At 63.9% G+C, this 26,090-nt stretch carries 20 protein-coding genes; 12 read left to right on the forward strand and 8 right to left on the reverse strand.

The features are described from left to right. Window positions 1–20 precede the first annotated feature (20 nt). Window positions 21–299, forward strand: a complete 279-nt coding sequence (locus ACVIYL_RS13380; protein ID WP_057017704.1) for a DUF7662 domain-containing protein — start codon at window positions 21–23, stop codon at window positions 297–299. 113 nt (window positions 300–412) lie between these two features. On the opposite strand, the gene ACVIYL_RS13385 is transcribed toward ACVIYL_RS13380, so the two are convergent. The 3 genes from ACVIYL_RS13385 to metG form a co-directional block, all read right to left on the reverse strand. Next, entirely contained in the window at window positions 413–3,289 is a 2,877-nt protein-coding gene (locus tag ACVIYL_RS13385; RefSeq protein WP_076827342.1) for an EAL domain-containing protein, read from the reverse strand. Between the two features lie 120 nt (window positions 3,290–3,409). Next, a complete protein-coding gene (locus tag ACVIYL_RS13390; protein WP_456778792.1) occupies window positions 3,410–4,408 on the reverse strand; it encodes an NAD(P)H-quinone oxidoreductase in 999 nt (332 codons plus the stop codon). A 69-nt stretch (window positions 4,409–4,477) separates the two neighbouring features. Beyond that, complete coding sequence (gene metG, locus ACVIYL_RS13395) at window positions 4,478–6,157, reverse strand: methionine--tRNA ligase (protein WP_456778793.1); 1,680 nt, start codon at window positions 6,155–6,157, stop codon at window positions 4,478–4,480. Window positions 6,158–6,430: 273 nt separating this feature from the next. Here metG and ACVIYL_RS13400 point away from each other — a divergent pair, with 273 nt between their 5' ends. Together ACVIYL_RS13400 and rcdA are read left to right on the forward strand one after the other, a co-directional pair. After that, window positions 6,431–6,622 (forward strand): DUF1192 domain-containing protein, encoded by a 192-nt coding sequence (locus ACVIYL_RS13400; RefSeq protein WP_028340278.1) that lies wholly within the window; start codon window positions 6,431–6,433, stop codon window positions 6,620–6,622. Between the two features lie 575 nt (window positions 6,623–7,197). Next, the gene (rcdA, locus tag ACVIYL_RS13405) at window positions 7,198–7,710 is read left to right on the forward strand and encodes a protease adaptor protein RcdA (protein WP_028333674.1); all 513 of its coding nucleotides are present in this window, start codon (window positions 7,198–7,200) and stop codon (window positions 7,708–7,710) included. Between the two features lie 13 nt (window positions 7,711–7,723). On the opposite strand, the gene pdxR is transcribed toward rcdA, so the two are convergent. Continuing rightward, the gene (gene pdxR, locus ACVIYL_RS13410) at window positions 7,724–9,238 is read right to left on the reverse strand and encodes a MocR-like pyridoxine biosynthesis transcription factor PdxR (RefSeq protein WP_456778794.1); all 1,515 of its coding nucleotides are present in this window, start codon (window positions 9,236–9,238) and stop codon (window positions 7,724–7,726) included. Between the two features lie 110 nt (window positions 9,239–9,348). On the opposite strand from pdxR, the gene ACVIYL_RS13415 reads away from it, so the two are divergent. Together ACVIYL_RS13415 and ACVIYL_RS13420 are read left to right on the forward strand one after the other, a co-directional pair. After that, a complete protein-coding gene (locus ACVIYL_RS13415; protein ID WP_456778795.1) occupies window positions 9,349–9,975 on the forward strand; it encodes an FMN-binding negative transcriptional regulator in 627 nt (208 codons plus the stop codon). Between the two features lie 159 nt (window positions 9,976–10,134). Next, window positions 10,135–10,752: a LysE family translocator gene (locus tag ACVIYL_RS13420; protein WP_456778796.1), complete on the forward strand. Its 618-nt coding sequence runs from the start codon at window positions 10,135–10,137 to the stop codon at window positions 10,750–10,752. An 86-nt stretch (window positions 10,753–10,838) separates the two neighbouring features. On the opposite strand, the gene ACVIYL_RS13425 is transcribed toward ACVIYL_RS13420, so the two are convergent. Beyond that, the gene (locus ACVIYL_RS13425; RefSeq protein WP_456778797.1) at window positions 10,839–13,442 is read right to left on the reverse strand and encodes an MASE1 domain-containing protein; all 2,604 of its coding nucleotides are present in this window, start codon (window positions 13,440–13,442) and stop codon (window positions 10,839–10,841) included. Between the two features lie 742 nt (window positions 13,443–14,184). Here ACVIYL_RS13425 and ACVIYL_RS13430 point away from each other — a divergent pair. After that, entirely contained in the window at window positions 14,185–14,487 is a 303-nt protein-coding gene (locus ACVIYL_RS13430) for a hypothetical protein (RefSeq protein ID WP_225646586.1), read from the forward strand. Here the strand turns inward: ACVIYL_RS13430 and ACVIYL_RS13435 are convergent. After that, on the reverse strand, window positions 14,484–15,224 hold the full coding sequence (locus ACVIYL_RS13435; protein ID WP_456778798.1) for a phosphotransferase enzyme family protein: 741 nt from the start codon (window positions 15,222–15,224) through the stop codon (window positions 14,484–14,486). The two genes, ACVIYL_RS13430 and ACVIYL_RS13435, sit on opposite strands and share 4 nt — an antisense overlap. Window positions 15,225–15,377: 153 nt before the next feature. Here ACVIYL_RS13435 and ACVIYL_RS13440 point away from each other — a divergent pair, with 153 nt between their 5' ends. Continuing rightward, window positions 15,378–16,817 (forward strand): IS1182 family transposase, encoded by a 1,440-nt coding sequence (locus ACVIYL_RS13440; RefSeq protein WP_253607763.1) that lies wholly within the window; start codon window positions 15,378–15,380, stop codon window positions 16,815–16,817. Window positions 16,818–16,926: 109 nt separating this feature from the next. Here ACVIYL_RS13440 and ACVIYL_RS13445 read toward each other — a convergent pair whose 3' ends face one another. Further along, window positions 16,927–17,955 (reverse strand): hypothetical protein, encoded by a 1,029-nt coding sequence (locus ACVIYL_RS13445; protein WP_253606564.1) that lies wholly within the window; start codon window positions 17,953–17,955, stop codon window positions 16,927–16,929. Between the two features lie 337 nt (window positions 17,956–18,292). Here ACVIYL_RS13445 and ACVIYL_RS13450 point away from each other — a divergent pair, with 337 nt between their 5' ends. Beyond that, window positions 18,293–19,732 carry an IS1182 family transposase gene (locus ACVIYL_RS13450; protein ID WP_253607763.1) on the forward strand — a complete coding sequence of 480 codons (1,440 nt, stop codon included), beginning with the start codon at window positions 18,293–18,295 and terminating at the stop codon, window positions 19,730–19,732. A 187-nt stretch (window positions 19,733–19,919) separates the two neighbouring features. Next, a complete protein-coding gene (locus ACVIYL_RS13455) occupies window positions 19,920–21,359 on the forward strand; it encodes a DUF1254 domain-containing protein (RefSeq protein WP_253606566.1) in 1,440 nt (479 codons plus the stop codon). Window positions 21,360–21,621: 262 nt separating this feature from the next. Here the strand turns inward: ACVIYL_RS13455 and rpmE are convergent, their stop codons facing one another. After that, window positions 21,622–21,849, reverse strand: coding sequence for a 50S ribosomal protein L31 (rpmE, locus tag ACVIYL_RS13460; protein WP_016845230.1), 228 nt, complete (start codon window positions 21,847–21,849; stop codon window positions 21,622–21,624). Between the two features lie 194 nt (window positions 21,850–22,043). Here rpmE and ACVIYL_RS13465 point away from each other — a divergent pair, with 194 nt between their 5' ends. The 3 genes from ACVIYL_RS13465 to ACVIYL_RS13475 all read left to right on the forward strand — a co-directional run bounded on the left by ACVIYL_RS13465 (window position 22,044) and on the right by ACVIYL_RS13475 (window position 26,089). Continuing rightward, window positions 22,044–23,900 (forward strand): ABC transporter ATP-binding protein/permease, encoded by a 1,857-nt coding sequence (locus ACVIYL_RS13465; protein WP_456778799.1) that lies wholly within the window; start codon window positions 22,044–22,046, stop codon window positions 23,898–23,900. Between the two features lie 152 nt (window positions 23,901–24,052). Next, window positions 24,053–24,445 (forward strand): hypothetical protein, encoded by a 393-nt coding sequence (locus ACVIYL_RS13470; RefSeq protein WP_310881236.1) that lies wholly within the window; start codon window positions 24,053–24,055, stop codon window positions 24,443–24,445. A gap of 153 nt (window positions 24,446–24,598) precedes the next feature. Next, window positions 24,599–26,089: an amidohydrolase family protein gene (locus ACVIYL_RS13475; RefSeq protein WP_225162732.1), complete on the forward strand. Its 1,491-nt coding sequence runs from the start codon at window positions 24,599–24,601 to the stop codon at window positions 26,087–26,089. The last annotated feature ends 1 nt before the right edge of the window (window position 26,090 follow it).

The raw sequence follows: 26,090 nt of genomic DNA on the forward strand, positions 1-26,090 counted from the left end.
CTTTTGTCATCGAGGACGTTGTGAACGACTACGACGCATTGCGGGATTATCTGAAGAAGCAGCATCTGCCGGAATTCGTGCTGACCTTCGAGGAGATCGAGGCGATCATCGATGCGGCGCTGCCGCGCGCCGCGCACCGGGCCTCGTGGTGGGAGACGTTGCGCAGCCCGCAGGAGAAGATGCCGCAGCGCGAGGCCTGCCTCGAGGCCGGCTACATCGCCACCCGCCAGGCCGACGGCAAGAGCGTCAGGTTCAAGCGCATGCCTAACCGTCGTCCCGGCGAACGCCGGGACCCATAACCACAGGGCGTTGTTGTTAGGAAGGCAACCGGCCCCAGCGCGTCATGGATGGGCCGCGGCGTATGGGTCCCGGCTCCCGTGCGCAATTGCGCACGGGGCCGGGACGACAAGAGTTAGCTCGCGGCTTCCAGCCGTTCCTCGGTGAGCAGCCGGGTCGCCGCATCGGCGTCCATCGGCTCGCCGAAGGCAAAGCCCTGGGCGTATTCGCAGCCGAGCTGGTAGAGCTCGACGGCGTCCGAATCCGTCTCGGCGCCTTCCGCCACCACCTCCATCCCGAGATCGTGGGCCAGCGCGATGATCGATTTCAGGATCACCGGGCGGGTGCCGCGGCTGGTGGTGCGGACGAACGACTGGTCGATCTTGATGGTGTCGAACGGGAAGCGCTGCAGATAGGACAGCGAGGAGTGGCCGGTGCCGAAATCGTCGAGTGACAGCCCGGTGCCGAGCTCGCGGATCCGCGCCAGCATCTGGGCGGCGTGCTCCGGGTTCTCCATGACCAGCGATTCCGTCAGCTCAAGCTTCAGCGTGCCGCGCGCCACCGAGGAGCGCGACAGCACGGTGCGGATATCGTGGATCAGATCGTGGCGCAGCAGCTGCCGCGACGACACGTTGACCGAGGCGAAGATCGGCTCGCGGGCGCGCATCGCGCGCTGCCACACCGCGAGCTGCCGCGCGGTCTGGTCCATCACGAACATGCCGAGATCGACGATCAGGCCGGTCTCCTCGGCGACGTTGATGAACTCCGACGGCGACATCCGGCCGAGCTTGGGATGATCCCAGCGCGCCAGCGCCTCGAAGCCGGCGATCGCGCGATCCTCCAGCCGCACGATCGGCTGGTACAGGATCGTGATCTCCTGCCGCTCGATGGCGCGGCGCAGGTCGCTCTCCAGCGTCAGGCGGTCGGTCTTGCGCGCCCGCATCGCCGGCTTGTAGACGTCGATGCGGTCGCCGCCGATCCGCTTGGAATGATACATCGCAAGCTCGGCGTCCTTGATGATCTCGTCGGTCAGCGGCGCCGCCGGGTCGGACAGCGCAAGGCCGATCGAGGCGGTCAGGAAGATCTCGCGGTCGTTGAACGCGATCGGCGCGCGGATGGTCTTGCGGATGGTCTCGGCGAAATTGGTGATCCGTGCCGGGTCCTGCTCCGACAGCAGGATCAGGCCGAACTGGTCGCCGGCCATGCGCGCCAGCGTGTCCTGCGGCTTGAGGATGCGGGTCAGCCGCCGCGCCAGCGTCAGCAAAATGGAATCGCCGACCGCAATCCCGACGGAATCGTTGACCTGCTTGAAGCGGTCGAGGTCGATCACCATTAACGTCGGCCGCAGGTTCGGCATGGTCTTGGCGAGATTCGCCACCGCGCCGAGGCGGTCCATGAACAGCCTACGGTTCGGCAGGCCGGTCAGATTGTCGTGCACGGAGTCATGAAGCATCCGCTCTTCGGAGTTCTTGAACTCGGTGACGTCGGTGAGGGTGCCGACCACGCGCGAGACCTCGCCGTCGGAGCCGACCACCGGCCGCGCCTTGAGCGCGAACCACATGAAGTGGCCGTCCGGCGTGCGGAGCCGGAAATCCTGCACCAGGCGGCCGCGGCGCTGGTCGAGCACGCTGTCGAGCGCAGCGCGGAAGCGGTCCTGGTCGAGCGGGTGCAGTACCTCGAGCCATTTCGCCGCCGGGCCTTCCAGCGTGCCGCGCTTGAGGCCGAGCAGGGCCTCGGTCTCGGGGCTGGTGAACACCTTGTCGGCGGACACGTCCCAATCCCAGATCAGATCGCCGGAGCCGGTCAGCGCCAGCGCCCGGCGCTCGACATCGGAGACGACGCCGGTGGTGGCGCCGCCGCCGGCGAAGGCATGCTGCATCACCGTGAATCCGATCAGCATCACGATCAGCACCAGGCCGCCCAGCAGCGCCGGGCCGACGATGTCGTTGGTGACGGAGCCTGCGACCGTCATGCCGGCCGCGACCACCCAGACCACCAGCAGGAACCAGGTCGGTATCAACAGCACCGCGCGGTCGAAGCCGTGGGTCGAGAGATAGACGATCAGCGCGAAGCCGGCGAAGGCGATCATCACCAGCGACATGCGCGCGATGCCGGAGGCGACCGCGGGGTCGAACAGCGCCAGCGCGACCAGCGAGCCGAGGAAGACCAGCCAGCCGATCGTGATGTGCGAGTAGCGGACGTGCCAGCGACTGAGATTGAGATATGCGAACAGGAACACCAGCAGCGTCGCCGCGAGGATCGCCTCGCCCGCCGCGCGCCAGACGCGCTCGGCGTTGTTCGACATGTCGAGCACCTTGCCCCAGAAGCCGAAGTCGACGCCGATATAGACCAGCACCGCCCAGGCCAGCGCCGCGGCGGCCGGGAACATGATACTGCCCTTGACCACAAACAAGATCGTGAGCACGAGCGCGAGCAGGCCCGAGATGCCGATCACGATGCCCTGGTACAGCGTGAACGAGTTGACCTTGTCCTTGTAGGCGTCGGGTTCCCACAGATACAGCTGCGGCAGCTTGTCCGTGCGCAGTTCCGCGACATAGGTGACGACGGCGCCGGGATCGAGCGTGATGCGGAAGACGTCGGCGGTCGGGCTCTCCTGCCGCTCCGGACGATCGCCGACCGACGGCGTGATGGTGGCGATGCGCGACAGGCCGAGGTCGGGCCACAGCAAGCCGGACGACACGATGCGGTAGTGCGGCGCAACGATCAGGCGGTCGAGCTGGTCGTCGGTGTTGTTGGCGAGCGCGAACACCACCCAGTTCTGGCCGCCTTCGCGGGCGCGAACCTCGATGCGGCGCACGATGCCGTCGGTTCCGGGGGCGGTGGAGACCTGGATGCGGTCGGCTTCACTGCGCTGATGGTCGAGAACCGCCGTCAGATCGATCGCGGGCGCATCGCTGCGCACGCTGACCGCGTCGATCGCATACGCGGCAGGCGCGGCGGCAAACATCATGAGGCCCAGCGCGAGCAGCGCAAGGCACCTGATCAGACGCAATGTCAGTACTCCGCGATCGACAAACTGACCGGACCCGGCGACCGGCCCGGCGGTGGCGCGATAAATGACACGAAAGCGAAGGGAATCAAAGGGTTTCCGCCCCTGCTTCCGTCGCGAGGGTTAAACCGCCAACACAATTTTGCCAATATGTTCGCTGGTCTCCATGCGCCGATGCGCGTCGGCGGCCTTTTCCAGCGGGAATGTGCTGTCCATCAGCGGTTTGACGCGGCCTTCGCGCAGCAAGGGCAGCACCTTCGCCTCGATCGCCGCGACCATCGCCGCCTTGTCCGCATTACTACGGGGGCGCAGGGTCGAGCCGGTGTGGTGCAGCCGCTTGACCATCAGCTTGGCGAAATTGGCCGTGGCCTTCGGTGTTCCCGACAGGAACGCGATCTGGACGATGCGGCCCTCGACCGCGGCGGCGTCATAGTTCCGGTCGATATAATCGCCGCCCACCATGTCGAGGATGACATTGGCGCCGTTGCCGCCGGTGGCCTTCTTCACCGCCTCGACGAAATCCTCGGTCTTGTAATTGACCGCGTGATCGGCGCCGAGCTTGAGGCAGGCATCGGCCTTGTCCTGCGAGCCGACGGTGACGATCACCTTGGCGCCGAACGCCTTGGCAAGCTGGATCGCCATCGTGCCGATGCCCGACGAGCCGCCGTGGATCAGCAGCGTCTCCCCGGGCTGCAGCGCGCCGCGCTCGAACACATTGTGCCACACCGTCATCAGCGTTTCCGGAATCGCGCCGGCTTCCTGCATCGACAGCGAGGGCGGCACGGTCATCGCCTGCGCGTCCTGCGCGATGCAATATTGCGCGTAGCCGCCGCCGGCGACCAGCGACATCACCTTGTCGCCGATCTTGTGCTTTGCGCCTTCGCCGAGCGCGACCACTTCGCCCGCGATTTCGAGGCCGGGCAGGTCGCTGGCGCCGGGCGGCGGCGGATAGGAGCCGGAGCGCTGCGCGACGTCGGGACGATTGACGCCGGCGGCCGCGACCTTGACCAAAATCTCGCCGGCCTTTGGCACCGGCACCGCGCGGGTCTCCGGCACCAGCACCTCAGGGCCACCCGGCTTGCTGATGGCAACGACGGTCATTTGCGCGGGCAGATTTGGCATGGCTGGTCCCTGGTCAGTGGAGAGGATCGGCGGATGGCATACCGCCTTTTCCACCGAAGCGAAACGCCATTAAGCCCCGAACCGCGCCGTGAGCTGGCTGGCTCTCTCGGGCGTGATTTTCTCGACCAGCGGGCCGAGCCTTGCGACCGGCGTGCCCGCGCCACGATCGAGCAGCGGGACGAGTGGGCCAGTGGGCCAGCGCGGTACGGCATCGCTCTGACCGAGCGCGCCGAGCACGCGCGCCGCGAGGTGAGGCACGATGCTCCACGCCAGCGTGGCGCTGAGCGCGACAAGATTGAGCCCGGTGCGGGTGATGACTGCCGCGCGTGCCGGATCGGACTTGATCGCCGTCCAGGGTGCTGCGTGTTGCAGATAAGCGTTCGCGGTGTCCCAGATCGCGCGGGTCGCGGCCGCCGCCGCGCGAAATTCCAGCGCGGTGTGATGGCGGTGCAGCGCTGCGATGCGCTGCTCCAGTTCAAGCGCGAGTTGTCGCTCGGCATCGCCGGGAGCGCCACCATCCGGGATGCGGCCGTCGAAGGCACGATGGGCGAAGCTGATGATGCGGTTGGCGAGATTGCCGAAGATGTCAGCGAGATCCTTGTTCACATCCGCAACGAACCGGGTAACGCTGAAATCGGTGTCGGCGCTTTCGGGCGCGTTGGCGATCAGCCACCAGCGCCAGAGATCGGCCGGCAATTCCGCCAGCGCCGCATCGGTGAAGATGCCGCGCTTCCTGCTGGTCGAGAACTTGCCGCCCTCGTAATTCAGCCAGTGGAATCCCTTGATCACATCGGCGGTCTTCCACGGTTCGCCGGAGCCGATCAGCGTCGCCGGAAAGCTCACGGTGTGGAACGGGATGTTGTCCTTGCCGAGAAACTGGATGTAGCTGACGTCATCGGCCTGCCACCACCATTGCCGCCAGTCGCGGCCAGGCGCGGCGTCGGCCCATTCCTGCGTCGACGCGATGTAGCCGATCGGCGCGTCGAACCAGACATAGAACACCTTGCCGTCGAAGCCGTCGCGCGGCACCGCGATGCCCCAGGCGAGATCGCGGGTGATGCAGCGGTCGCGCAGCTCCGCATTGAGCCAGCCTTTCGCGGTCGACACCACGAAGGGCGGCCATCCGGTGCGGCTGTCGATCCATGCGCCGATGCTGTCGACCAGCTGCGACTGGCGCAGATACAGATGACGGCTGTCGCGGATCTCGAGCGCGCGGTCGCCTGACAGCGCCGAGCGGGGATCGATGAGGTCCGGCGGGTCGAGCAGCGTGCCGCAATGGTCGCATTGGTCGCCGCGCGCGCCGGCGTCGCCGCAATGCGGACAGGTGCCGAGCACGTAGCGGTCGGGCAGGAAGCGCCGGTCGGCCGGCGAGAATACCTGCTGCGAGGTGCGTGCTTCGATCAGCCCGGCGTCATCGAGCCGGCGATAGAAGTGCTGCGTCAGCGCATGGTTGTACGGCGAGCTGGTGCGGCCGAAATGATCGAACGACAGACCGAAACGCCGGTAGATGTCGGCCTGGACGGCGTGCTGCGCGTCGCAGAACGCCCGGACATCCTGTCCGGCCTCGATGGCGCCGAGCTCGGCCGGCGTGCCGTGCTCGTCGGTCGCGCAGATGAAGAGCACGTCGCAGCCGGTCTGCCGGCGGAAGCGGGCGTGGACATCGGCGGGCAGCAGCGAGCCGACGAGGTTGCCGAGATGCTTGACGCCGTTGACGTAGGGCAGCGCGCTGGTGATGAGAATCTTGGTCATGGGTTAGGGTCTTTCGCGTTCGGTGATGCCGACCCCGCAACAATCAAAGCGGAAAATCAAAAAGCCCTCCCGCATGATCGGAAGGGCTTGGGGTCGGCTCATGCCTCGCGCGCAGGCGCGCAACTATCCCGTCCGGTCAGACTCCTTGCGGTCGGGCCGGGGCATTCGCGTCAGCTGTTGCGCGCACACGAAAGTCACTGCAAAATTCTCCTGCACAAGGACATCTACCAGCTCTGGACGCACGGCGCCAGACCAGCATCGCGGGGAGGACACATGCCGATTGAGGATGAGGACCGGCCGCGGAAGAAAATCAGCCACGAGATCGGACAGGATCTCTCGCTGCTGTCGGTCGAGGAATTGACCGAGCGCATCGCGCTGCTCACGACCGAAGTCGATCGCCTGAAAGAGGCGATGACAAAGAAGCGCGCGTCGAAGGATGCCGCCAACGCGTTCTTCAAGTCGTAGCGCGGCGCCATCATTTCTGTCGTAGCCCGGATGAAGCGAAGCGCAATCCGGGAGCCGCGCTATCCGCGGATGGACCGTTCCCGGATTTCGCTGCGCTCCATCCGGGCTACGCGGCTCCACCTCCCCTTGAAAAGGGGAGGTCGCTTTGCTCGCCAGAGCAAAGCGGGTGGGGATCAGCTCTCTTCACATACGCCGTCGCCTGCGGTTGACCCCCATCCCGACCTTCCCCCTTTCAGGGGGAAGGAGAAGAGGCCTGTCCCAAACTAGGTCAATGGCCGACATGGCAAACAAAGTGTCAAGAAATCCGTTCATTTACGTTCGGTTAAGCTTTCTCGATTATGACTGCATTGTCCTCGTTTGGACACCGAGTGGCTCCTGTCCACTCTGTTTGACGCCTCCCTGTTATCAACTTCAAAGCCGCCGGAAACGGCGGCTCTTTTTTGTGCGTCCTATCGGCTGGAAACCATAAATCCGGTTGCGGCTGGACTCTTCGGCGCGCCCGCGCAATGATTTGTTCATCATAAGCTGGCGCGTCAGATGCCAGCGGGCGTTACGGTGGTGTGAGGGCGTTAACCATGGCCGATCGTTCCCAGAGCGAAGCCGGGCTTGTGCTGTTCAGTGAACGGCTGACCAATTCTGCGGCATTCGGCGTGCTGTTCCGGGAAGGCATGGACCTGGTCGAGCAGACCGCCGCCTATCTCGACGGTGACGGACGTGCCGAGGCCAAGGCGCTCGAACGGTCCGTGAGCCTGACCTATGCCACCGAAAGCATGCGCCTGACCACGCGGCTGATGCAACTCGCCTCCTGGCTGCTGCTGCATCGCGCGGTCAAGGAAGGCGAGATGACGCTGACCCAGGCCAATCGCGAAAAGACCAAGGTGAAGCTGTCGGCCGCCGATCCCGGTCCGGCCGACATGGTGACCAAGTTGCCCGAGCAATTGCAGCAGTTGATCGCCCGGTCGATGGATCTGCAGGCGCGCGTCCGCCGCCTCGACACCACGATCCACGCGCCGGCGCCGGATCGCTCGACGATCGGCAACCCGCTGGTGCCGCAGCTCAACCGCCTCAAGGCGGCGTTCGAGCAGTAGTCCGGACAGCAAATCAGTGTGACGCGTCCGCGCGGCGTGGCTTGGTCCGCCGCGGCGACGTGTGCTGATCGATCACGCGTCGTAGGCTGATCGCCGCCGCCTCCAACACCTCAGGCTCAAATCCGCCGAAGCCGAGCATCAGGCCGGTGCGTGGTGCGGCCTTGTACATCGGCGAAATCGGCCGCACGACGATGCCGGCGGCAAGCGCTGATTTTGCCAGTTGCACATCGTCGACGCCGTGGGGCAGCCACAACAATAGATGCATGCCCTGGTCGCTCGGCTGCAGCGTGACGTCACCAGGCATGTGACGCGTCAGCGCCGTGATCAGCGTCGCACGCCGTGCGGCGTAGACGCCGCGGATGCGCCTGATATGTGCTTCGAACAAGCCCTCGCGCATATAGGCTGCCAACACATGCTGGTCGGCGGTCGGCGAATGCCGGTCGAGCAGCGCCCGCGCGCCGGCGAAAGCGTCGATCAGCGGCGCCGGCGCCACGACATAGCCGAGCCGCAGCGAGGGAAACAGCACCTTGCTCAGCGTGCCGAGATAAATCACCCGCGATGGCGCGAGGCCCTGCATCGACGGGAAGGGATGCCCGGCATAGCGCAGCTCGCTGTCGTAATCGTCCTCGACGATCCAGGCATTGCGCAGCTGCGCCCACGCCACCAGCGCATTGCGGCGGGCCATGCTCATCGGCATGCTCAGCGGATATTGATGCGACGGCGTCACGAAAGCCGCGCGTGCGTGCGGGCACGCGGCGATCGCGGCATCGACGTCGATGCCCTGCGCATCGACGCCAACGCGCGTGGTGAAGAGATCGAGATCGTCGAGCACGGCGGTCATGCCGGGGTAGGCGGGATCCTCGGCCCAGACGCGATCGCCTGACGACAGCAGCACGCGGCCGGCGAGATAGAGGCCTTGCTGGGTGCCGGCCGTGATCACGACCTGCTCGGGCTCGCAATGCACCGCGCGGGATTTGCGCACATAGTCGGCGATCGCTTGCCGCAGCTCGATCAGGCCGCGCGGATTGCCATAGCTCGCCGGCGCCGCGGCGCGCGATGCGCGCACGCGGTTGCCGAGGCGGCGCCAATGGTCGTCGGGGGCGACCGCGCCGCCGGGGACCGCGATCGCAAACGGGACTTCCGGCATCGGCGTGAAGGCCGCCGCCACTTTGGCAAGCCGCGCCGCGCGCGGCGGCAACCGGATCGGCACTGATTTGTTCGGCTTGCGATTGACCACGACGGGCCGTGCCTGCTCGGCAAGCGTCGGCGCGACGCGGGTGCCGGCGCCGACCTGCGATTCCAGATAGCCCTCGGCCAGCAACTGCTCGAAGGCCTCCGTCACCGTGCCGCGCGCGACGCCGAGCGAGGCCGACAGCGCGCGCGTCGACGGCAGAAAATCCCCGGCCTTCAGCTCGCCGCTCGCAATCGCGGCGCGCAGGGCCTGCGCGATCTGGCGCCCGACCTGTCCGGCGGCGCGGTCGACGGCCCGGAGCGAAGGGATGCTGATCGTGGCGCGCAGGCGGGGCATAGTGGACCAATCAAGATGATCGAAAGTGGCTCTTATCATAGGCCACTTCAACGCTATGGTGCGAGCAGCAATTGATCAGGCCTGCCAGAGTGTCTGCCAAGAGGTTCGCAATGTACCTGCCGCCGCATTTCAAGATGGATGAGCTCGGTCCGATCCACGCCGCGATGCGGGCCTCAAAGCTTGCGACGCTGGTCACCGCAACCGCCGACGGCCTGATCGGCACGCCGCTGCCGCTGATCCTCAATGAGAACGAGGGCGACTACGGCACGCTGTACGGTCACGTCGCGCGGCCCAATCCGCAGTGGAAGCTGCCTGCGGTCGGCGAGGCGATGGCGATCTTCATGGGGCCCGACGCCTACGTGACGCCGTCCTGGTATGTGACCAAGGCCGAGCACGGCAAGGTGGTGCCGACCTGGAATTACGTCGCCGTGCACGCCTATGGCTCGGCCGAGTTCTTCGAGGATGCCGATCGTTTGCTCGATATCGTGACCCGGCTGACTCAGTTGCACGAGAGTTCGCGCAAGGAGGCCTGGCAGGTCAACGATGCGCCCGATGATTTCATCACGGCGCAGCTGCGCGGCATCGTCGGCTTCCGAATGCCAATCACGCGGATCGATGCCAAGAAGAAGATGAGCCAGAACCGCAAGCTCGAGGATCGCGCCGGCGTGATCGCGGGGCTTGAGGCCAGCGACAATCCGACTGATCGCGAGGTCGCGGCAATGATTCCGGCGAGCTGAGACGCCTTGAACAAATTCCAGACCGTCATTGCGAGGAGCGATAGCGACGAAGCAATCCATCTATCGGCATATGCGGGCAGATGGATTGCTTCGCTTCGCTCGCAATGACGGCGGAGGAAGTTGCGCCCGCTCGACCCCTTCAGAGATTGACGCCCACACATGGAATTGTACCTCGCCTTCGCGATCACGACCGCGACCTTCGCGCTGATCCCGGGTCCCGCCATGCTCTACGCTGCGGCTCGCACTCTGGCAGGCGGCCGGCGCGCGGGGCTGATGGCCTCGCTCGGGCTGCATCTCGGCGGCTATGTCCATGTCGTCGCCGCGGCGGCCGGCCTCGCGCTGCTGTTTCATGCGGTGCCGCCGTTGTTCATGGCGATGAAGCTTGCCGGTGCGGCCTATCTGGTCTGGCTCGGGCTGTCGCTGTTCCGCGACCGCGACAATGCAAAGCGCCCCACACTTGCGCCGCTCTCCGTGGAGCGCGCCTTCGCGCAAAGCATCGTCGTCGAGGTGCTCAATCCGAAGACGGCGATCTTCTTCCTGGCGTTCCTGCCGCAATTCGTCGATGCGTCGGCCAGCCTGCCGGTCTGGGCCCAGCTGTTTCTGCTCGGCACAACGGTCAATCTGACCTTCTCGGCGGTCGATATCGTCTGCGTGTGCTTCGCCAGCGCCGTGATGTCGAGGCTGCAGCGCTCGAAGAGGTCGCAGCGCATCATGCATCGGATCGGCGGCAGCATCCTGGTCGCGCTCGGCGCGCGGCTGGCCTTCCAGGATCGCTAGCAGCAGTCATGTCCATCAGCGGCGATGGTGCGGATCAACGCTTCGCCAAGCTGCGCGACGAGCTGCTTCTGCAATGGCGCGACCGGTCAATTTCTGCGCGAGGCTTCAGTCGTGTTCGACGTCATGGGCGCGCCGGATGATCGCGGTGGTCGCGGCGGCGCAAGATCGTGGATAAAATCTCTCAGTGCGTCGGTATCGAACGGCTTGCGGAGTATTTTTAGACTTGGCGGAGCTGCTTTTGCGGCATCGCTGTAGCCGGTTGTAAGGGCGATCGGCAAACCGGGGTATCGCGACCGGACTTCTCTCGCGAGCCCGACGCCATCGATGGTCCCGGGCATGACGATATCGCTGAAGACGAGATCGATCTTTGTACCGGCGTCGAGCAATTTCAGCGCCGCTTCGGCCGAATCTCGATAGATCGTGTCATAACCCAGATGCTCGAACAGCGAGGAAGTCACATCCGCCACTTCGGGGCTGTCGTCGACAACGAGAACCGTCTGCCGCTGCGGCTGCCTTGCTCTTGTTCTGGCAGCAGCCAGCTCTTTACTGGTGATCTGCTCGTCCGCGCAGGACGGCAAGTAGATTGTAATCGTTGTTCCCTGTCCAACCTTGCTGTCCGCCGTCACCGTTCCGCCGGCCTGGTGCGCGAAACCATAGACTTGGGACAAGCCGAGCCCGGTCCCCTTGCCGACCTCTTTGGTCGTGAAGAACGGGTCGAACATCTTGGACAGCAGGTTTGGCGGAATGCCGGTGCCGGTATCGCCAAGCGCGATCGCAAAGAAAGCCTTTGCGCGGCGATCGCCGCCGGTTTCCTGGTTCGCGGTCACCGCATGGACGGATAAGGTGAACGTGCCGCCGCTTGGCATTGCATCGCGCGCATTGACGGCGATGTTGACGATCGCAAGTTCCAGCTCGGCGAGGTCTACCTTGACCGACGCGACGCCCTCGCCGACGTTCTCATTGTACACGATGTTCCCGCGCAGCGAGCTCTCGATCATGGTCCGCATGTTCTTGATGGACGCATTCAGATCGACGACCGTCGGGCTGAGATGCTGATGACGAGAGAATGTCAACAATTGGCGGGTGAGGCTTTCGCCACGTTTGGCCGCGGTCTGTATGGCTTCAATTGCCTTGGGCAGTTTTGGATCAAGCAGGCGTGTGAAGATCTGGGCACTGCCTCCGATGATCATCAATAGATTGTTGAAGTCGTGTGCAATTCCGCCGGTCAGCTTGCCGATTGCCTCCATCTTCTGCGACATCGCGAGCTGTTCGCGTGCCTGAACCAGCTTCTCCTCCGCGTCGCGTCGCTCGGTTGCGTCCCGCAGAATACTGATGAAGCCGATCAGATTTCCTGAGTCATCATGGCTCGATGAGACCGAGCCCGTGATGAAGAATGGCGTACCGTTCTTTCTGATGCGCCAACCCTCTACGTCGTACTTGCCTCTTTCAATTGCCGTCTCCAGCGCGTGTGTCGGCGAACCCGCGCGGCGTTCATCCGGCCGATAAAATATTCCAAAATGCTTGCCGATGATTTCTTCCGAAGTGTAGCCGATGATCTTTTGAGCGGTGCTATTCCAACTCGTAACGTGTCCTTCTCTATCAAGCGCAAAGATCGCATAATCGACGACGCCTTCGATAAGGGTTTGGAAGTGCCGTCTGATGCTGTCGAGCGCCGAAGCGTTCCGTTCAAGTTGACCGTTCAGTTGGTCCTGCACGGAAAGCAGATGGGCTTCCGTGGTCTGACGCGTGGCGATTGCCGCAGCCAGGGCAAGAGGGGGGGCCGATACGCTGATCGAAAGCACGAGCAGTGACAACAATGCTCCGTTCGGATCCGTTTTCGGAAACGGATCATTACCGAACGCGAACCCCCAGACTGCCATTCCGGTGAAAATGAGCGCAGCCGTAGCCGCGGTGCATCGATTGCCGCGCAGACCGGTCCAGATCAACGGGAGCAAGGCCAGAAAGCCCAGCAGGCTGCGATGCGGCAACGGTACGTTGAGATCGTCGCTGACGAGGTCACTGCCGATGAGCGGGCTGTAGGCGACGATCCCGATGAGACCAGCGAGAGCGATAACTGCGATCGATTCCAACAAATCCCACCTGGAGGAAATCCGTAAGGGCATCATCGCCCAGAGCACGATGACCGGCGCAATCACCAGAGTCGCGGCTGCGTCGGCCAGCCACCAGGTCAGCCCGGCGGCGACGGAATCGGGAAAGCTCGGTTCGTTGACGAAGATGAACCCGGCCAAAGCGGTGAATGAACTGATCATCGCGGTCGGTGCAAAGGAAATGCCTGCAAACTTTGCGACATCGGATGGCGTGGCAAACGTCTGGCAACCGTTCGACCAGCGTCCGATCAGCCATGTCCCGGCCAATGCAGCAAGGAGGGCGCCGATCCCGGCGGCGACAAGCTCCAGGAGCGATCGGTCGGTCATCAGGTAAGGCGCGACGGCGCCCAGCAGGATCGCGGGCCAGATCCGGTAGCCACGCAGCAGCATCAGCGCGAGCGCAACCCCGGTTGGCGGCCACAGCGGCGTCGCGGTCGGATTGATAGCGGGAAGGAAATGTGCGGAGGCCGCAAGGCTCCCGTAGATCGCGGTGACGATAAAAAGTTCGACCGAGTAGGTCACAGCGCTCCGAGCATCGCCAAAAGCGAAAATCCCGGCCTTATCGAACCTTGCCCGTTCCATCACAAGCCTTTGCGGTGGGCACCTCAAGAATGCGGTAGGGAACGACCTGGCACCCGGTTCCATGTCACCCGAAGGAGGGCGATCGTATTTTCTCCAAGTCGATGACCCCTGCCAAACACTCAACGCAGTTTTGACCAAAGCATGGCCGCTGGATCGAGAGTAGGGGGCGCCAGCAACTTCTGAACAAGAGACCATGGGGCAGAACCGCTGACCTAACGGCGTGGGCCTGCAAAATCGATCCGATCCCGCCGCGTGTCGGTGTCGTTCAAGTAACCGCTCCGGGTCAAAGGCGAATATCGGCAAGAGCCGTTCGAGCTCAGCTTTGGGCTAGACGCCGGAACGGTGCGAGCGGTCGGCGTTCTCTCGCCGCCATGTCGATGTCGATCGTGAGACACCGGGAGATTTATCCTCAACCCTAGGTAGCCAAACTCGGGCTGTATGGTACCGTGCCCTCGTCGGGACGGCATTTCCGTCCCGGATTTGGGAGGGCTATGTCATGAGATTGCCGTCGAGCCTTGTCGCGCCTTCAGCCGTCGCCGTGTTGTCAACTGTCTGGCTGTGCGGCCCGGCAGCGTCGCAAACAGACCCAGCCAAGCCGCTTCCCTCCATCACGGTCGAGGCGCCGAAGCCGGTGGCAAGGCCAAATCGTCCGACACAGGTGGTGACCACGGGGGCACCTCACCGGAGATCGAGAACCACGCAAACGTCATCGTCAACCGCTCGAGCGCCGGCGCCGGATTCAGTGCTGGGCAGGATTGCCGCGCTGGAGAAAGTCGCCAGCAATTGCAACGGTGGCTGCGAATCGAGCCTCCCGCATGGCAAGGACCCTTGGGTCGGGTGCAGCGAGTCGACGGGCGGACAAACCCACGGACCGTTCTCGTCGACGTGCCGAGACAACCTCACCTACAAGTCCTATGTCGATTGCGTCGAGACCAAATGGTTCCTGGGCGAGTACCGAAACAGGGCCTGGTGGCTTTGCAGCAGCCTGCAGGCCGCGGGGAAGTTCAAGGTCGCCGAACTCAAGCGACCGAAGCGTCCGCGCTAGACCGCTCGAACGTCGGCAAGCCGCTTGATTGCGTACGCGTCGTCCCAGCAGACGGCGGCCTCCCACGCAGCCGACGCTTGCGCGGCGATGTCGTGCGCGGCGCCGTCGAGACCGGCGGCGTTGTGGGGCAGCACCAGGTCAAGATCGGGGACGTCGACATGCGACTCGTCCCAGTCGATCAGCGCGACCCGATCTGCGGTCACGCGGATGTTGCGCGGGTTGGGGTCGCCGTGGACGACGCAGGTCTGACGTCCGACGGGCCGCGCCCACGCGGCCCGGCATCGGGCAACGCCCTCAGGCGGCATCGCGGCGAGGTCGATCTTCGTCCCGGTTTCGGCGTGCAGGAGGTCGGTCGACGATCGCCAGCCCGGGCGCTGCGGCCAGCGCGCCGTCAACCGATGCAGCCGGCGGAGCGTGTCGGCTGCGCGACGCCAGTCGGCCTCAGTCTCGGGCGGTTCGCCCTCCATATACGTCATCACCACCAGACCGTCCGCGAACAAACGGCCGTCTATCGTCGGGATCGGTACCGGCACGGTCAGACCCTCACGATCGAGGTATTGGAGGAGCGCGGTCTCCCAAGCGAGATCAGCGTCGCTCCTCGTACCGAGACGACCGACCGCGCGGTGCCCCTGGACGCGCACGCTCCACACGTCGTTCGCGACTCCGCCAGTGAGCGGTTCGATGCGAGTTACGTCTTCACCCCACTGCCGGAGTGCCTCCCATCCCGCTGACGACATCAAAGGCATTCCTCATCGCGTTGGCCGGCAAAAGACATTAAGCGGACGTCACCTGGCCCAAACACGGCGCGGCATGATGTCTCCGTTTGACCCTGGCTGTGTGAAAACGCTGGGCTGCTGTTATGATTCTCCTGTGATTCTTTGGGGGAATCGATGAGGCGCTTCGTTGAAGAGGCGGATCGTGGACAGCGGTCGCTGTTGCCCGAATGCCTCGATGACTTCATTGACGAGAGCAACCCTGTTCGCGTGATCGACGTATTTGTCGATGCGCTCGGTTTGGCTGAGATGGGCTTTGAGGGTGTGGAGCCGGCGGCCACCGGTCGGCCGTCGTACCATCCCTCGGTGCTCCTGAAGCTTTACATTTACGGTTATCTGAACCGGGTACAGTCGAGCCGGCGGCTGGAACGAGAGGCCGGGCGCAACGTCGAGGTGATGTGGCTGCTGGGTCGGCTCGCTCCCGATCACAAGACGATTGCGGACTTCCGCAAGGACAACGGCCTGGCGCTGCGCAGGGTATGTGCGCGCTTCGTCGAACTCTGCCGAGAGATGGGTCTGCTGGCGACGGCGAGCGTCGCCATCGATGGCAGCAAGTTCAAGGCCGTGAACAACCGGGACAGGAACTTCACGCGCGCGAAGATGGAGCGACGGCGTGCTCAGTTGGAGGAGAGCGTCGCGCGCTATCTGAGCCAACTTGACACGGCCGACCGCCAGGAGCCGACCGAGGCCCTGGCCACGAAGGTGACGAGGCTTACCGAGAAGCTGACGAAACTGAAGGAGGAAATGGGCAAGCTTGCCGTCTACGAGAAGCAGATGCTTGCGTCACCCGACCAGCAAATCTCCCTGACCGACCCCGACAGCCGCTCGATGGCGACGAGCGGGCGCGGCTCTGGTGTTGTCGGCTACAACGTACAGGTCGCCGTAGACACCGAACACCATCTGATTGTGACGCACGAGGTGACGAACAGCGGCTCGGATCGGGCACAACTTGCCAATATGGCCAAGCGGGCGAAGGCTGTTCTGAAGACTGAGACGCTCGAAGCTGTAGCCGATCGCGGCTACTTCAACAGCCCAGAGATCCTTGCGTGCCACGAAGCGGGCATCACGGTAACTCTGCCCAAACCGCTAACGTCCGGCGCTAAGGCAGACGGACGCTTCGGTAAACAGGACTTTGCCTATTTGCCAGAGGAGGACGTCTATCGCTGCCCGGCCGGGGAGCGGCTATCATATCGCTATACGAATGAAGAAGACAGCAAGGTGCTGCGGCGCTACTGGACCACGGCCTGTCAAAGCTGTTCGCTCAAGACCCAATGCACGCCTGGGTCAGAACGGCGGATTACGCGATGGGAGCATGAGCATCTGCTCGAGGCTGTGCAGCAGCGCCTTGATGCAAGCCCGCACGCCATGCGTCAGCGCCGCGAAACTGTCGAGCATCCGTTCGGCACCATGAAGGCCCGCATGGGAGCGACACACTTCCTCACCAAAACGCTTCCGAAAGTGGCGGCCGAAATGGCGCTCTCCGTCCTGGCCTACAATCTGACACGGGTCATGAACATCGTCGGGATCAAGCCGCTGATGGCTGCGATCGCGGCATGACACCAATCCAGTCCCGACTGCCTCGGGACTGGCGTTTTTACACGACCAAGACCCAAAGGCGACATTCAACGCCTGGATTCATTTCCAGCTTCTGTCTGATCGTCGGATGCTAGCCGGGAAAGTCGCGGAACTCCTTGACGAGATTGAACGGAATTTTCCACCCGGCGCCTCCGCCCCGCATCAGCATCTTGATGTCTTCCGCCCTGTTTTCTTTTCCGGTTTTCGGATCGGTCTCCAGCGTGTGGCCTTGGCTGTCCCAAGGTTTGCTCGCGCTCTTCGAGTAGTAGCCGAGAAAATGCCCGGCTTCATGGGCCGACGTGTTAGGCCCGCGTTGCGAGCAGATGAAGGCAAGGTCCAACGATCGAGCAAATGAGCCATTGGGGAAGGAGCCATTGGACAAAAGCTTATCGACGCAGAAAATGGTTAGATGGGCGCCCTGAACTTTGTGTTTGACGAAGAAGCTCTTCAATTTTTCGACCTCGATCACATCGGGAAAAGTCGCCAAGCTCGCATCCTTCATGCCAGTGGCACTGGCGAGCTCCTGTTTGACGGCAGCCTGCGAGTCGTCGATGACCAGCCAGTCGCTTGGCACTCGCTCGAAACGGATGTTGGCCTGCGGCCTCCATATATTGTTCATCGTCAGCAATTCATCTTGCTCGTTGCAAGGCTTCTTGGCGTGAAACGCCGGAGCGCCGCCGCTCCCTGGAACCATGACATTGCGGAACGCCACCTTGATCTTGATTTCTGGCAGCACGGCGACATGGAGCTTGGCTTCGATCTTCCGGCCGGCCGACCGAGCCACCACCTCGAGGCCGGGAAAGCCAATCGGCTTGATCCGGCCACTGATTTCGAAAAACCGTGCATCGCCATTGAAGGTGGCGGGAAGTGACGCCGCCCTGAGCTGCGGATCGACATCGGGTTCGGAGAGGGTGTCTCTGGCTTGCATGACGCGTCTAAGGGTGTCGGCGCCATCGATCTCCCTGATCCCGAGCGCATGGGGGTTAGGATCGACTTTGAGCTTTCTTCCGGGGTCGATCAGCGCCACGATATTGGAGCCCCCGAACGGCACCACCATGCCCGGCGGGCTGCGGCGCTCGTCGATGCCGGAGCGGCGGAAAACCTCTTGAAAGGCGGCCATGTTTGGTTCTCCTGTCCTGGTTCGGTCCGTCGACGCGAAATTTTGCGCGCGGAAATGAGAGCCTGCTTCTGCGGCGGCGGGAGCACAATCTGGCCGGCCGCCGCGGCGGGATGCAGAAAATTTCGGCGGCGAAGTTTCATGGCCAGTCCCTCCACAACAATCGGACACGGACGGCATCAGGCGTAGCCTACTCCGTTTTCCGGAGAACGCGGAAGGCCAATCAAGCTCCGCTCATGGCCCAAAGCAATTCGAACTTGCCGATATTCGCCTTTGACCCTGGCTGTGTGAAAACGCTGGGCTGCTGTTATGATTCTCCTGTGATTCTTTGGGGGAATCGATGAGGCGCTTCGTTGAAGAGGCGGATCGTGGACAGCGGTCGCTGTTGCCCGAATGCCTCGATGACTTCATTGACGAGAGCAACCCTGTTCGCGTGATCGACGTATTTGTCGATGCGCTCGGTTTGGCTGAGATGGGCTTTGAGGGTGTGGAGCCGGCGGCCACCGGTCGGCCGTCGTACCATCCCTCGGTGCTCCTGAAGCTTTACATTTACGGTTATCTGAACCGGGTACAGTCGAGCCGGCGGCTGGAACGAGAGGCCGGGCGCAACGTCGAGGTGATGTGGCTGCTGGGTCGGCTCGCTCCCGATCACAAGACGATTGCGGACTTCCGCAAGGACAACGGCCTGGCGCTGCGCAGGGTATGTGCGCGCTTCGTCGAACTCTGCCGAGAGATGGGTCTGCTGGCGACGGCGAGCGTCGCCATCGATGGCAGCAAGTTCAAGGCCGTGAACAACCGGGACAGGAACTTCACGCGCGCGAAGATGGAGCGACGGCGTGCTCAGTTGGAGGAGAGCGTCGCGCGCTATCTGAGCCAACTTGACACGGCCGACCGCCAGGAGCCGACCGAGGCCCTGGCCACGAAGGTGACGAGGCTTACCGAGAAGCTGACGAAACTGAAGGAGGAAATGGGCAAGCTTGCCGTCTACGAGAAGCAGATGCTTGCGTCACCCGACCAGCAAATCTCCCTGACCGACCCCGACAGCCGCTCGATGGCGACGAGCGGGCGCGGCTCTGGTGTTGTCGGCTACAACGTACAGGTCGCCGTAGACACCGAACACCATCTGATTGTGACGCACGAGGTGACGAACAGCGGCTCGGATCGGGCACAACTTGCCAATATGGCCAAGCGGGCGAAGGCTGTTCTGAAGACTGAGACGCTCGAAGCTGTAGCCGATCGCGGCTACTTCAACAGCCCAGAGATCCTTGCGTGCCACGAAGCGGGCATCACGGTAACTCTGCCCAAACCGCTAACGTCCGGCGCTAAGGCAGACGGACGCTTCGGTAAACAGGACTTTGCCTATTTGCCAGAGGAGGACGTCTATCGCTGCCCGGCCGGGGAGCGGCTATCATATCGCTATACGAATGAAGAAGACAGCAAGGTGCTGCGGCGCTACTGGACCACGGCCTGTCAAAGCTGTTCGCTCAAGACCCAATGCACGCCTGGGTCAGAACGGCGGATTACGCGATGGGAGCATGAGCATCTGCTCGAGGCTGTGCAGCAGCGCCTTGATGCAAGCCCGCACGCCATGCGTCAGCGCCGCGAAACTGTCGAGCATCCGTTCGGCACCATGAAGGCCCGCATGGGAGCGACACACTTCCTCACCAAAACGCTTCCGAAAGTGGCGGCCGAAATGGCGCTCTCCGTCCTGGCCTACAATCTGACACGGGTCATGAACATCGTCGGGATCAAGCCGCTGATGGCTGCGATCGCGGCATGACACCAATCCAGTCCCGACTGCCTCGGGACTGGCGTTTTTACACGACCAAGACCCAAATCGGACGTCGTTGATCTGAATCAATCGGCTTTCATCTGCGCGATGTTGGATGAATTTGCTTCGGCTGCTCAGCGGAGCCGATTACCGGCGCCGACCATCGCATCGGACAAAAAGCAAAGAGGTGGAATTCATGAACGTGATCAATCGACGTTCTCTTCTCGCCGTTACCCTCGCCATATCGACGTGCCTCACAGCGACCGCACCGGCAAACGCCCAATCCGTATCGCCCACGCAAGCCCAGCAAATCGCCGTCGATGCTTACGTCTACGGTTATTCGTTGATTACGACGGAAGTAACCCGCGTGCAGATGAGCAACGTGCCCAAGGTCGAGGGCTTCACAAGTCCCACCGGTCAGTTCGTCAACGTTCCTCGCTATCCGCCTGCGGACTATCGTGGTATTTCCGCGCCCAATGCCGATACGCTGTATTCCGTTGCCTGGCTCGACCTAACCGAGCCGCAGGTATTCAGTCATCCGGATATGGGCGATCGCTTCTATCTCTTTGAGATCACCGATCTGTGGATGTCGGATTCCGAGCACTCGCCGAGCAAGCGGACGGCCGGCGGCAAGGCCGCCAACTACCTCTTCACCGGCCCGGGCTGGAAGGGCGAGGTGCCGGCGGATATGAAGCATTTCCCGATGGCGACGCGCAACATGGTCATTCTCGGTCGCACCTATGCAGACGGCACCGAGGCTGACTACAAGACCGTCAACGCGCTGCAGGCGCAATACAAGATCACGCCGCTTTCGTCGTGGGGCAAGCCATACACGCCGGTCGCGCCCCCGGTGAATCCCAATCCGGGCTTCAGCATGACCGACAAGCCGCAGACGGTCATTCTCGCCATGGGAACGCAGGGGTACTTCAATCTGATGGCCAAGCTCATGGCTTCCACGGCACCTGCCGCCGCGGCAGATGCACCGATGCTCGCAAGCATGGCGAAGATCGGCATCGTGCCCGGCAAGCCGTTCGAGATGGGCAAGCTCGATCCGGCAGTACAGGAAGCGCTGAAAGACATCCCCAATATCGCTCTGAAAAAAATCGAGGCCAACAAGGACAACCTGGGTGGGATCGTCGACGGCTGGTCGATCACGAAGGGTCTCGGCACCTACGGTCCCTCGGATTACATGAAGCGCGCAGTGGTGGCGGCCTTCGGTTGGCCCGCAAATCAGGAGCGTGATGCGGTCTATCCGAATACCGAGAAGGACTCGACAGGACAGAAGCTGAGCGGTGCAAACAAATACACATTGACGTTTGCAAAAGATGCGACACCACCCGTCAACGGCTTCTGGTCGTTCACCATGTACATGATCGATCAGGGCTGGTGGTTCGTTCCCAATCCGCTGAACAGGTTCACCGTCAGCATGCGCGACAATCCGAAGTTCAATCCGGACGGCTCGCTGACCCTCTACTTCCAGAACGAGTCGCCGGGTACTGACAAGGAGTCGAACTGGCTGCCGGCGCCCAAGGGCGATTTTGTCCTGATGCTGCGAATGTACTGGCCCAAGGACACTGCCCCTTCGATCATCGACGGAAGCTGGAAAGTGCCGCAAGTGGTCAAGGTTGGCCCATAGCCACGAATAGGCGATTGCCTTGCGCACGAAATGACTCCGGTCGGCGGGAAGCTGCGTGCGTCAGCAAAGCTCGGACAGATCATGTCGCGAGAGCGCGGATGTGTGACTCACTGGCCGTGCCGCAAACTCGCCGTCGTCTCGGCGAAGGCCGGGACCCATAGTGCCTGTTCGGCCCGCCGGTCCGGAGCGGCCCCAAAAACAAAAACGCCCCCGAGACGGGGGCGTTTTGCGTGTGGTCGCCGGGGCGATCCCGAAGCGGACTTTAGTCCTTCTTGAGGAAGCCCGAAAACTTCTTCTGGAAGCGCGAGACGCGGCCGCCGCGATCCATCAGCTGCTGGGTGCCGCCGGTCCAGGCCGGGTGCGACTTGGGGTCGATGTCAAGGTTCAGCGTGTCGCCTTCCTTGCCCCAGGTCGAGCGGGTCAGGTACTCGGTGCCGTCGGTCATGACGACCTTAATCGTATGATAATTCGGATGAATATCGGCTTTCATGACAGTTCCTTCGGCGCGCCGGCGCCCGTCTCAAGATGTCTGGAATACGGGATTTGCGCGGGTCTATAACCCATGGAGCCCGCCAAAACAAGCCAAGAAAGGGCCTAAGCCCATCACCGGATTGGGACTTTACCGGATTTGCCAGCCGGGGGTCGGCGGGCCTATGTGGGGGGCGATAGAACCGGTCTAGATTGATGAGCGTAGCCGAACAGCTTGAGACCCCGCGCGGCGCCCCGCAGCCTCCGCGCGACGCGTTGCTCGATGAGGAAGCCTTCATCGAGAGCCAGATCACGGAGCCGGCGAAGAGCCGTGCCCGGTTGCGGCCGTTGCTTGCGCTCGCGCCCTACGTGGCGCGCTACAAGGGCCGGGCGATCCTCGCGCTGATCTCGCTGACGATCGCCGCGATCACCACGCTGATCGTGCCGGTCGCGGTGCGGCGGATGATCGATATGGGCTTCACGCCCGAAGGCATCGCGATGATCAACAGCTATTTCAGCGTGATGATCGCGGTCGTCGCGGTGCTCGCCTGCGCCAGCGCCTCGCGCTATTACCTCGTGATGACGATCGGCGAACGAATCGTCGCCGATCTCCGGCGCGACGTGTTCGCGCATCTGATCTCGCTGTCGCCCTCGTTCTTCGATTCCGCGCGATCAGGCGAATTGGTGTCGCGGCTCACCGCCGACACCACGCAGATCAAGTCCGCGGTCGGCGCGTCGGTGTCGATTGCGCTGCGCAATCTGATGCTGTTCTTCGGTGCCGCCGCGATGATGGTGATCACCAGCCCGCGGCTGTCCGGCTTCGTGCTGCTCGCGATCCCGATCATCGTGATTCCGCTGGTGGCGTTCGGCCGCTGGGTACGGCGGCTGTCGCGCACCGCCCAGGACACGCTGGCCGATGCCAGCGCCTATGCCTCCGAGCTGGTCAATGCGATCCGCACCGTGCAGGCCTATACCGGCGAACGGCTCGCCAGGACGCGCTTTGCCGGCGAGGTCGAGCAGGCCTATCAAGCCGCGCGCAGCTCGACCAAGGCGCGCGCGGTGCTGACGCTGATCGTCATCTTCATCGTGTTCGCCAGCGTCGTCGTGATCCTCTGGGTCGGCTCGCACGACGTGCTGGTCGGAACCATCAGCCCGGGCCGGCTCGGCCAGTTCGTGCTCTATACGGCGTTCGCCGCGAGCGGCCTCGGCCAGCTCAGCGAGGTCTGGGGCGAGGTCTCGGCCGCGTCCGGCGCCGCCGAGCGGCTGTTCGAGATCTTGCGCGTCAGGCCGCAGATCGCGGCGCCCGCTTCGCCGCGTGCGCTGCCGCAGCCGGCGCGCGGCGATGTCGGCTTCGACAATGTCAGCTTCGCCTATCCGACCCGGCCCAATGCGCTGGCGGTCGACGGCGTGTCGCTAGCGGTGCGATCAGGTGAGAAGGTCGCGATCGTCGGCCCGTCCGGCGCCGGCAAGAGCACGCTGTTCCATCTGCTGCTGCGCTTCTACGATCCGAAGTCCGGCACCATCTCGCTCGACGGTGTGCCGATCCGGCAGGCCGATCCGGCCGAGGTGCGCGCGCGCATCGCGCTGGTGCCGCAGGATTCCGTGGTGTTCGCCGCCAGCGCCCGCGAGAACATCCGGTTCGGCCGGCCCGATGCGACCGACGCCGAGGTCGAGCGTGCCGCCGATCTCGCCCATGCCAGCGAATTCCTGCGCCGCCTGCCCGAAGGCTTCGACGCCCAGCTTGGCGAGCGTGGCGTGACGCTGTCAGGCGGCCAGCGCCAGCGCATCGCGATCGCGCGCGCGATCCTGCGCGATGCGCCGCTGCTGCTGCTCGACGAGGCGACCTCGGCGCTCGACGCCGAGAGCGAGACGCTGGTGCAGACCGCGCTGGAGGAACTGATGCGCCACCGCACCACGCTGGTGATCGCGCATCGGCTGGCGACCGTTCTGTCCTGCGACCGCATCCTGGTGATGGAACAGGGCAGGATCGTCGAGCAGGGCACCCACGCCGAACTGGTCGCCGCGGGCGGCCTCTACGCCCGGCTGGCCCGGCTGCAATTCGAGGGAATCTGAACGAACTCGGCCTCGGCGCGCTCCGCCTATGCGATTCCTATGCGATCAGGCGCGCGCTCCCCTCGAAAACCTATTCCCGCGCAAGGATAGTCGCGCCGCGTCCGACCTCGCTCGACAGCTGAAGGAAGTCAGGCGCGCGGGGTGTTCGACTGATGCGCGAGAATGCGACCGAACCGGAGAGCAAGCTGCTCCGTGCCTGGCAGCTTGCCATGCTGCGCTTCGCAGTGACGCTCGACGACGATGATCGGATGCACGCGCTCGGTGTGGCCGGCGAGGTCGACCGGCTGGGCGGCGCGGCCGATGACGCCTTCCACTTCTTCCGCAGGACGACCGCGGAGCTGTGCGCGGCGATCTCCGGTCAGGGCGCGGATCAGGATGCCGTCATCCGGCGGTTCCTGGCGCAGATCGACAATGTCAGGCTCAAGCGTGCGGTCGAAGCGGCGATCGCCAGGGACCGCACGCCGCCGAAACTCGTGGCGAGCCGCGTGAAGCCCGGCCCCGATCTCTGGCGCGGGCTGCCGTCGCGGCGCGCAACCGGAACGTAGGAAGGGCCTCACCCTGCAATCGCCGTCGCAGCGCGGCGGATATTCCGTCACAGCATGTCGCCACAACCCTGGCCGGCTTGCTGCGATCAGTGCGATGCGCTTCTCTGTGCTCGACAGGAGACCGGTCGGTTTCGGAATGCGAGGAGTGGCGAGATGGGTGGCTTGGTGATCAGCGGCGGCCGGGTGGTGGATCCGGCCAGCGGGATGGACGCGATCGGCGATGTCGCCGTCGTCGACGGCAAGATCGCCGCGGTCGGCACCGGCCTCGGCGGTTCCGAACGGCAGATCGACGCGACCGGGCTCGTGGTGGCGCCGGGCTTCATCGACCTGCACGCGCATGGCCAGACCATACCGGCCGACCGCATGCAGGCGTTCGACGGGGTGACGACCTCGCTCGACCTCGAGGCCGGCGTGTTGCCGGTCGCGTCCTGGTACAAGCGCCAGGCCGAGAAGGGCAGGGTGCTGAACTACGGCGCCGCCGCCAACTGGGCCTTCGCGCGCATCGGCGCGATGACCGGTTCGAATTCGGAAAGCTCGCTGGAATCGTTTGGTGCCGCGATGCGCGATCGCCGCTGGATCGAAAACGTGGCGACCGAAGGCGAGGTCGGCGGCATCCTGGAGCGCCTCGCGATCGGCCTGAACGAGGGCGGTATCGGCATCGGCATTCTCAACGCTTATGCGCCGGGCGCCGGCGTGCAGGAATTGACCGCGGTGTGCCAGCTCGCGGCGAATCATGCGGTGCCGACCTTCACCCACGTCGCCTACATGTCGCGGATCGATCCCGAGAGCGCGGCCGAGGCCTATATCCGCCTGATCGGCTATGCCGGCGCCACCGGCGCGCATATGCACATCTGCCACTTCAACTCGTCGAGCAAGACCGATATCGAACGCTGTGTTGGGCTGATCGCGAAAGCGCAGGCGCAGGGCCTGCCGATCACGGTGGAGGCCTATCCCTACGGCACCGGCTCGACCGTGCTGGCGGCGACCTTCTTCAGCGATCCGAAATTCGAGGAGCGCAACGGCCTCGGCTACGATTCGGTGCAGCGCGTGACCGACGGTCACCGCTTCGGCAGCCGCGAGGAATTGCTGGCGGCACAGGCCGAAGAGCCCTCGACCTTGGTGCTGTGGCATGTGCTCGACATCGAGAACAACGCGCATCATCGCGATCTGCTCGATATGGCGGTGCTGTATCCGGGCGGCGCGATCGCCTCCGACGCGATGCCGTGGACGCTGTCGGACGGCCGCCCCTACAGCGGCGACGCCTGGCCGCTGCCCGACGATGCCACCTCGCATCCGCGCTCGGCGGGCTGCTTCACCCGCTTCATCCGCGAATGGGTGCGCGAGCGCAAGAAAGTGTCGCTGCTCGAGGGCATCCGCAAATGCGCGCTGATCCCGGCCGAGATCCTGTCGGCGAGCACGCCGGCGATGCGCGCCAAAGGCAGGCTGCAGGTCGGCGCCGACGCCGATGTCGTGGTGTTCGACTACGAGACGCTGAGCGATCGCGCGACCTTCTCGGCGATGAATCGTCCGGCGGAGGGCGTGCGGCATCTCGTGGTCAGCGGCCAGCCGCTGATCAGCGATGGTGTCCTCGATGTCGCGGCGCGTCCCGGCCGGCCGGTGCGCCGGCCTATCACGGGGGGCTGAG

The organism is Bradyrhizobium sp. USDA 3315 (assembly GCF_054056795.1).

Excerpts from the sequence above, each read along its gene's own strand:
- ACVIYL_RS13390 (WP_456778792.1), bottom strand. The coding sequence starts at position 4,408 with ATGCCAAATCTGCCCGCGCAAATGACCGTCGTTGCCATCAGCAAGCCG.
- ACVIYL_RS13445 (WP_253606564.1), bottom strand. The coding sequence starts at position 17,955 with ATGGCCGCCTTTCAAGAGGTTTTCCGCCGCTCCGGCATCGACGAGCGC.
- ACVIYL_RS13475 (WP_225162732.1), top strand. The coding sequence starts at position 24,599 with ATGGGTGGCTTGGTGATCAGCGGCGGCCGGGTGGTGGATCCGGCCAGC.
- ACVIYL_RS13425 (WP_456778797.1), bottom strand. The coding sequence starts at position 13,442 with ATGGAACGGGCAAGGTTCGATAAGGCCGGGATTTTCGCTTTTGGCGAT.
- ACVIYL_RS13435 (WP_456778798.1), bottom strand. The coding sequence starts at position 15,224 with ATGTCGTCAGCGGGATGGGAGGCACTCCGGCAGTGGGGTGAAGACGTA.
- ACVIYL_RS13455 (WP_253606566.1), top strand. The coding sequence starts at position 19,920 with ATGAACGTGATCAATCGACGTTCTCTTCTCGCCGTTACCCTCGCCATA.
- rcdA (WP_028333674.1), top strand. The coding sequence starts at position 7,198 with ATGGCCGATCGTTCCCAGAGCGAAGCCGGGCTTGTGCTGTTCAGTGAA.
- ACVIYL_RS13465 (WP_456778799.1), top strand. The coding sequence starts at position 22,044 with ATGAGCGTAGCCGAACAGCTTGAGACCCCGCGCGGCGCCCCGCAGCCT.
- rpmE (WP_016845230.1), bottom strand. The coding sequence starts at position 21,849 with ATGAAAGCCGATATTCATCCGAATTATCATACGATTAAGGTCGTCATG.
- ACVIYL_RS13420 (WP_456778796.1), top strand. The coding sequence starts at position 10,135 with ATGGAATTGTACCTCGCCTTCGCGATCACGACCGCGACCTTCGCGCTG.
- ACVIYL_RS13470 (WP_310881236.1), top strand. The coding sequence starts at position 24,053 with ATGCGCGAGAATGCGACCGAACCGGAGAGCAAGCTGCTCCGTGCCTGG.
- ACVIYL_RS13415 (WP_456778795.1), top strand. The coding sequence starts at position 9,349 with ATGTACCTGCCGCCGCATTTCAAGATGGATGAGCTCGGTCCGATCCAC.
- ACVIYL_RS13440 (WP_253607763.1), top strand. The coding sequence starts at position 15,378 with ATGAGGCGCTTCGTTGAAGAGGCGGATCGTGGACAGCGGTCGCTGTTG.
- ACVIYL_RS13450 (WP_253607763.1), top strand. The coding sequence starts at position 18,293 with ATGAGGCGCTTCGTTGAAGAGGCGGATCGTGGACAGCGGTCGCTGTTG.
- pdxR (WP_456778794.1), bottom strand. The coding sequence starts at position 9,238 with ATGCCCCGCCTGCGCGCCACGATCAGCATCCCTTCGCTCCGGGCCGTC.
- ACVIYL_RS13400 (WP_028340278.1), top strand. The coding sequence starts at position 6,431 with ATGCCGATTGAGGATGAGGACCGGCCGCGGAAGAAAATCAGCCACGAG.
- metG (WP_456778793.1), bottom strand. The coding sequence starts at position 6,157 with ATGACCAAGATTCTCATCACCAGCGCGCTGCCCTACGTCAACGGCGTC.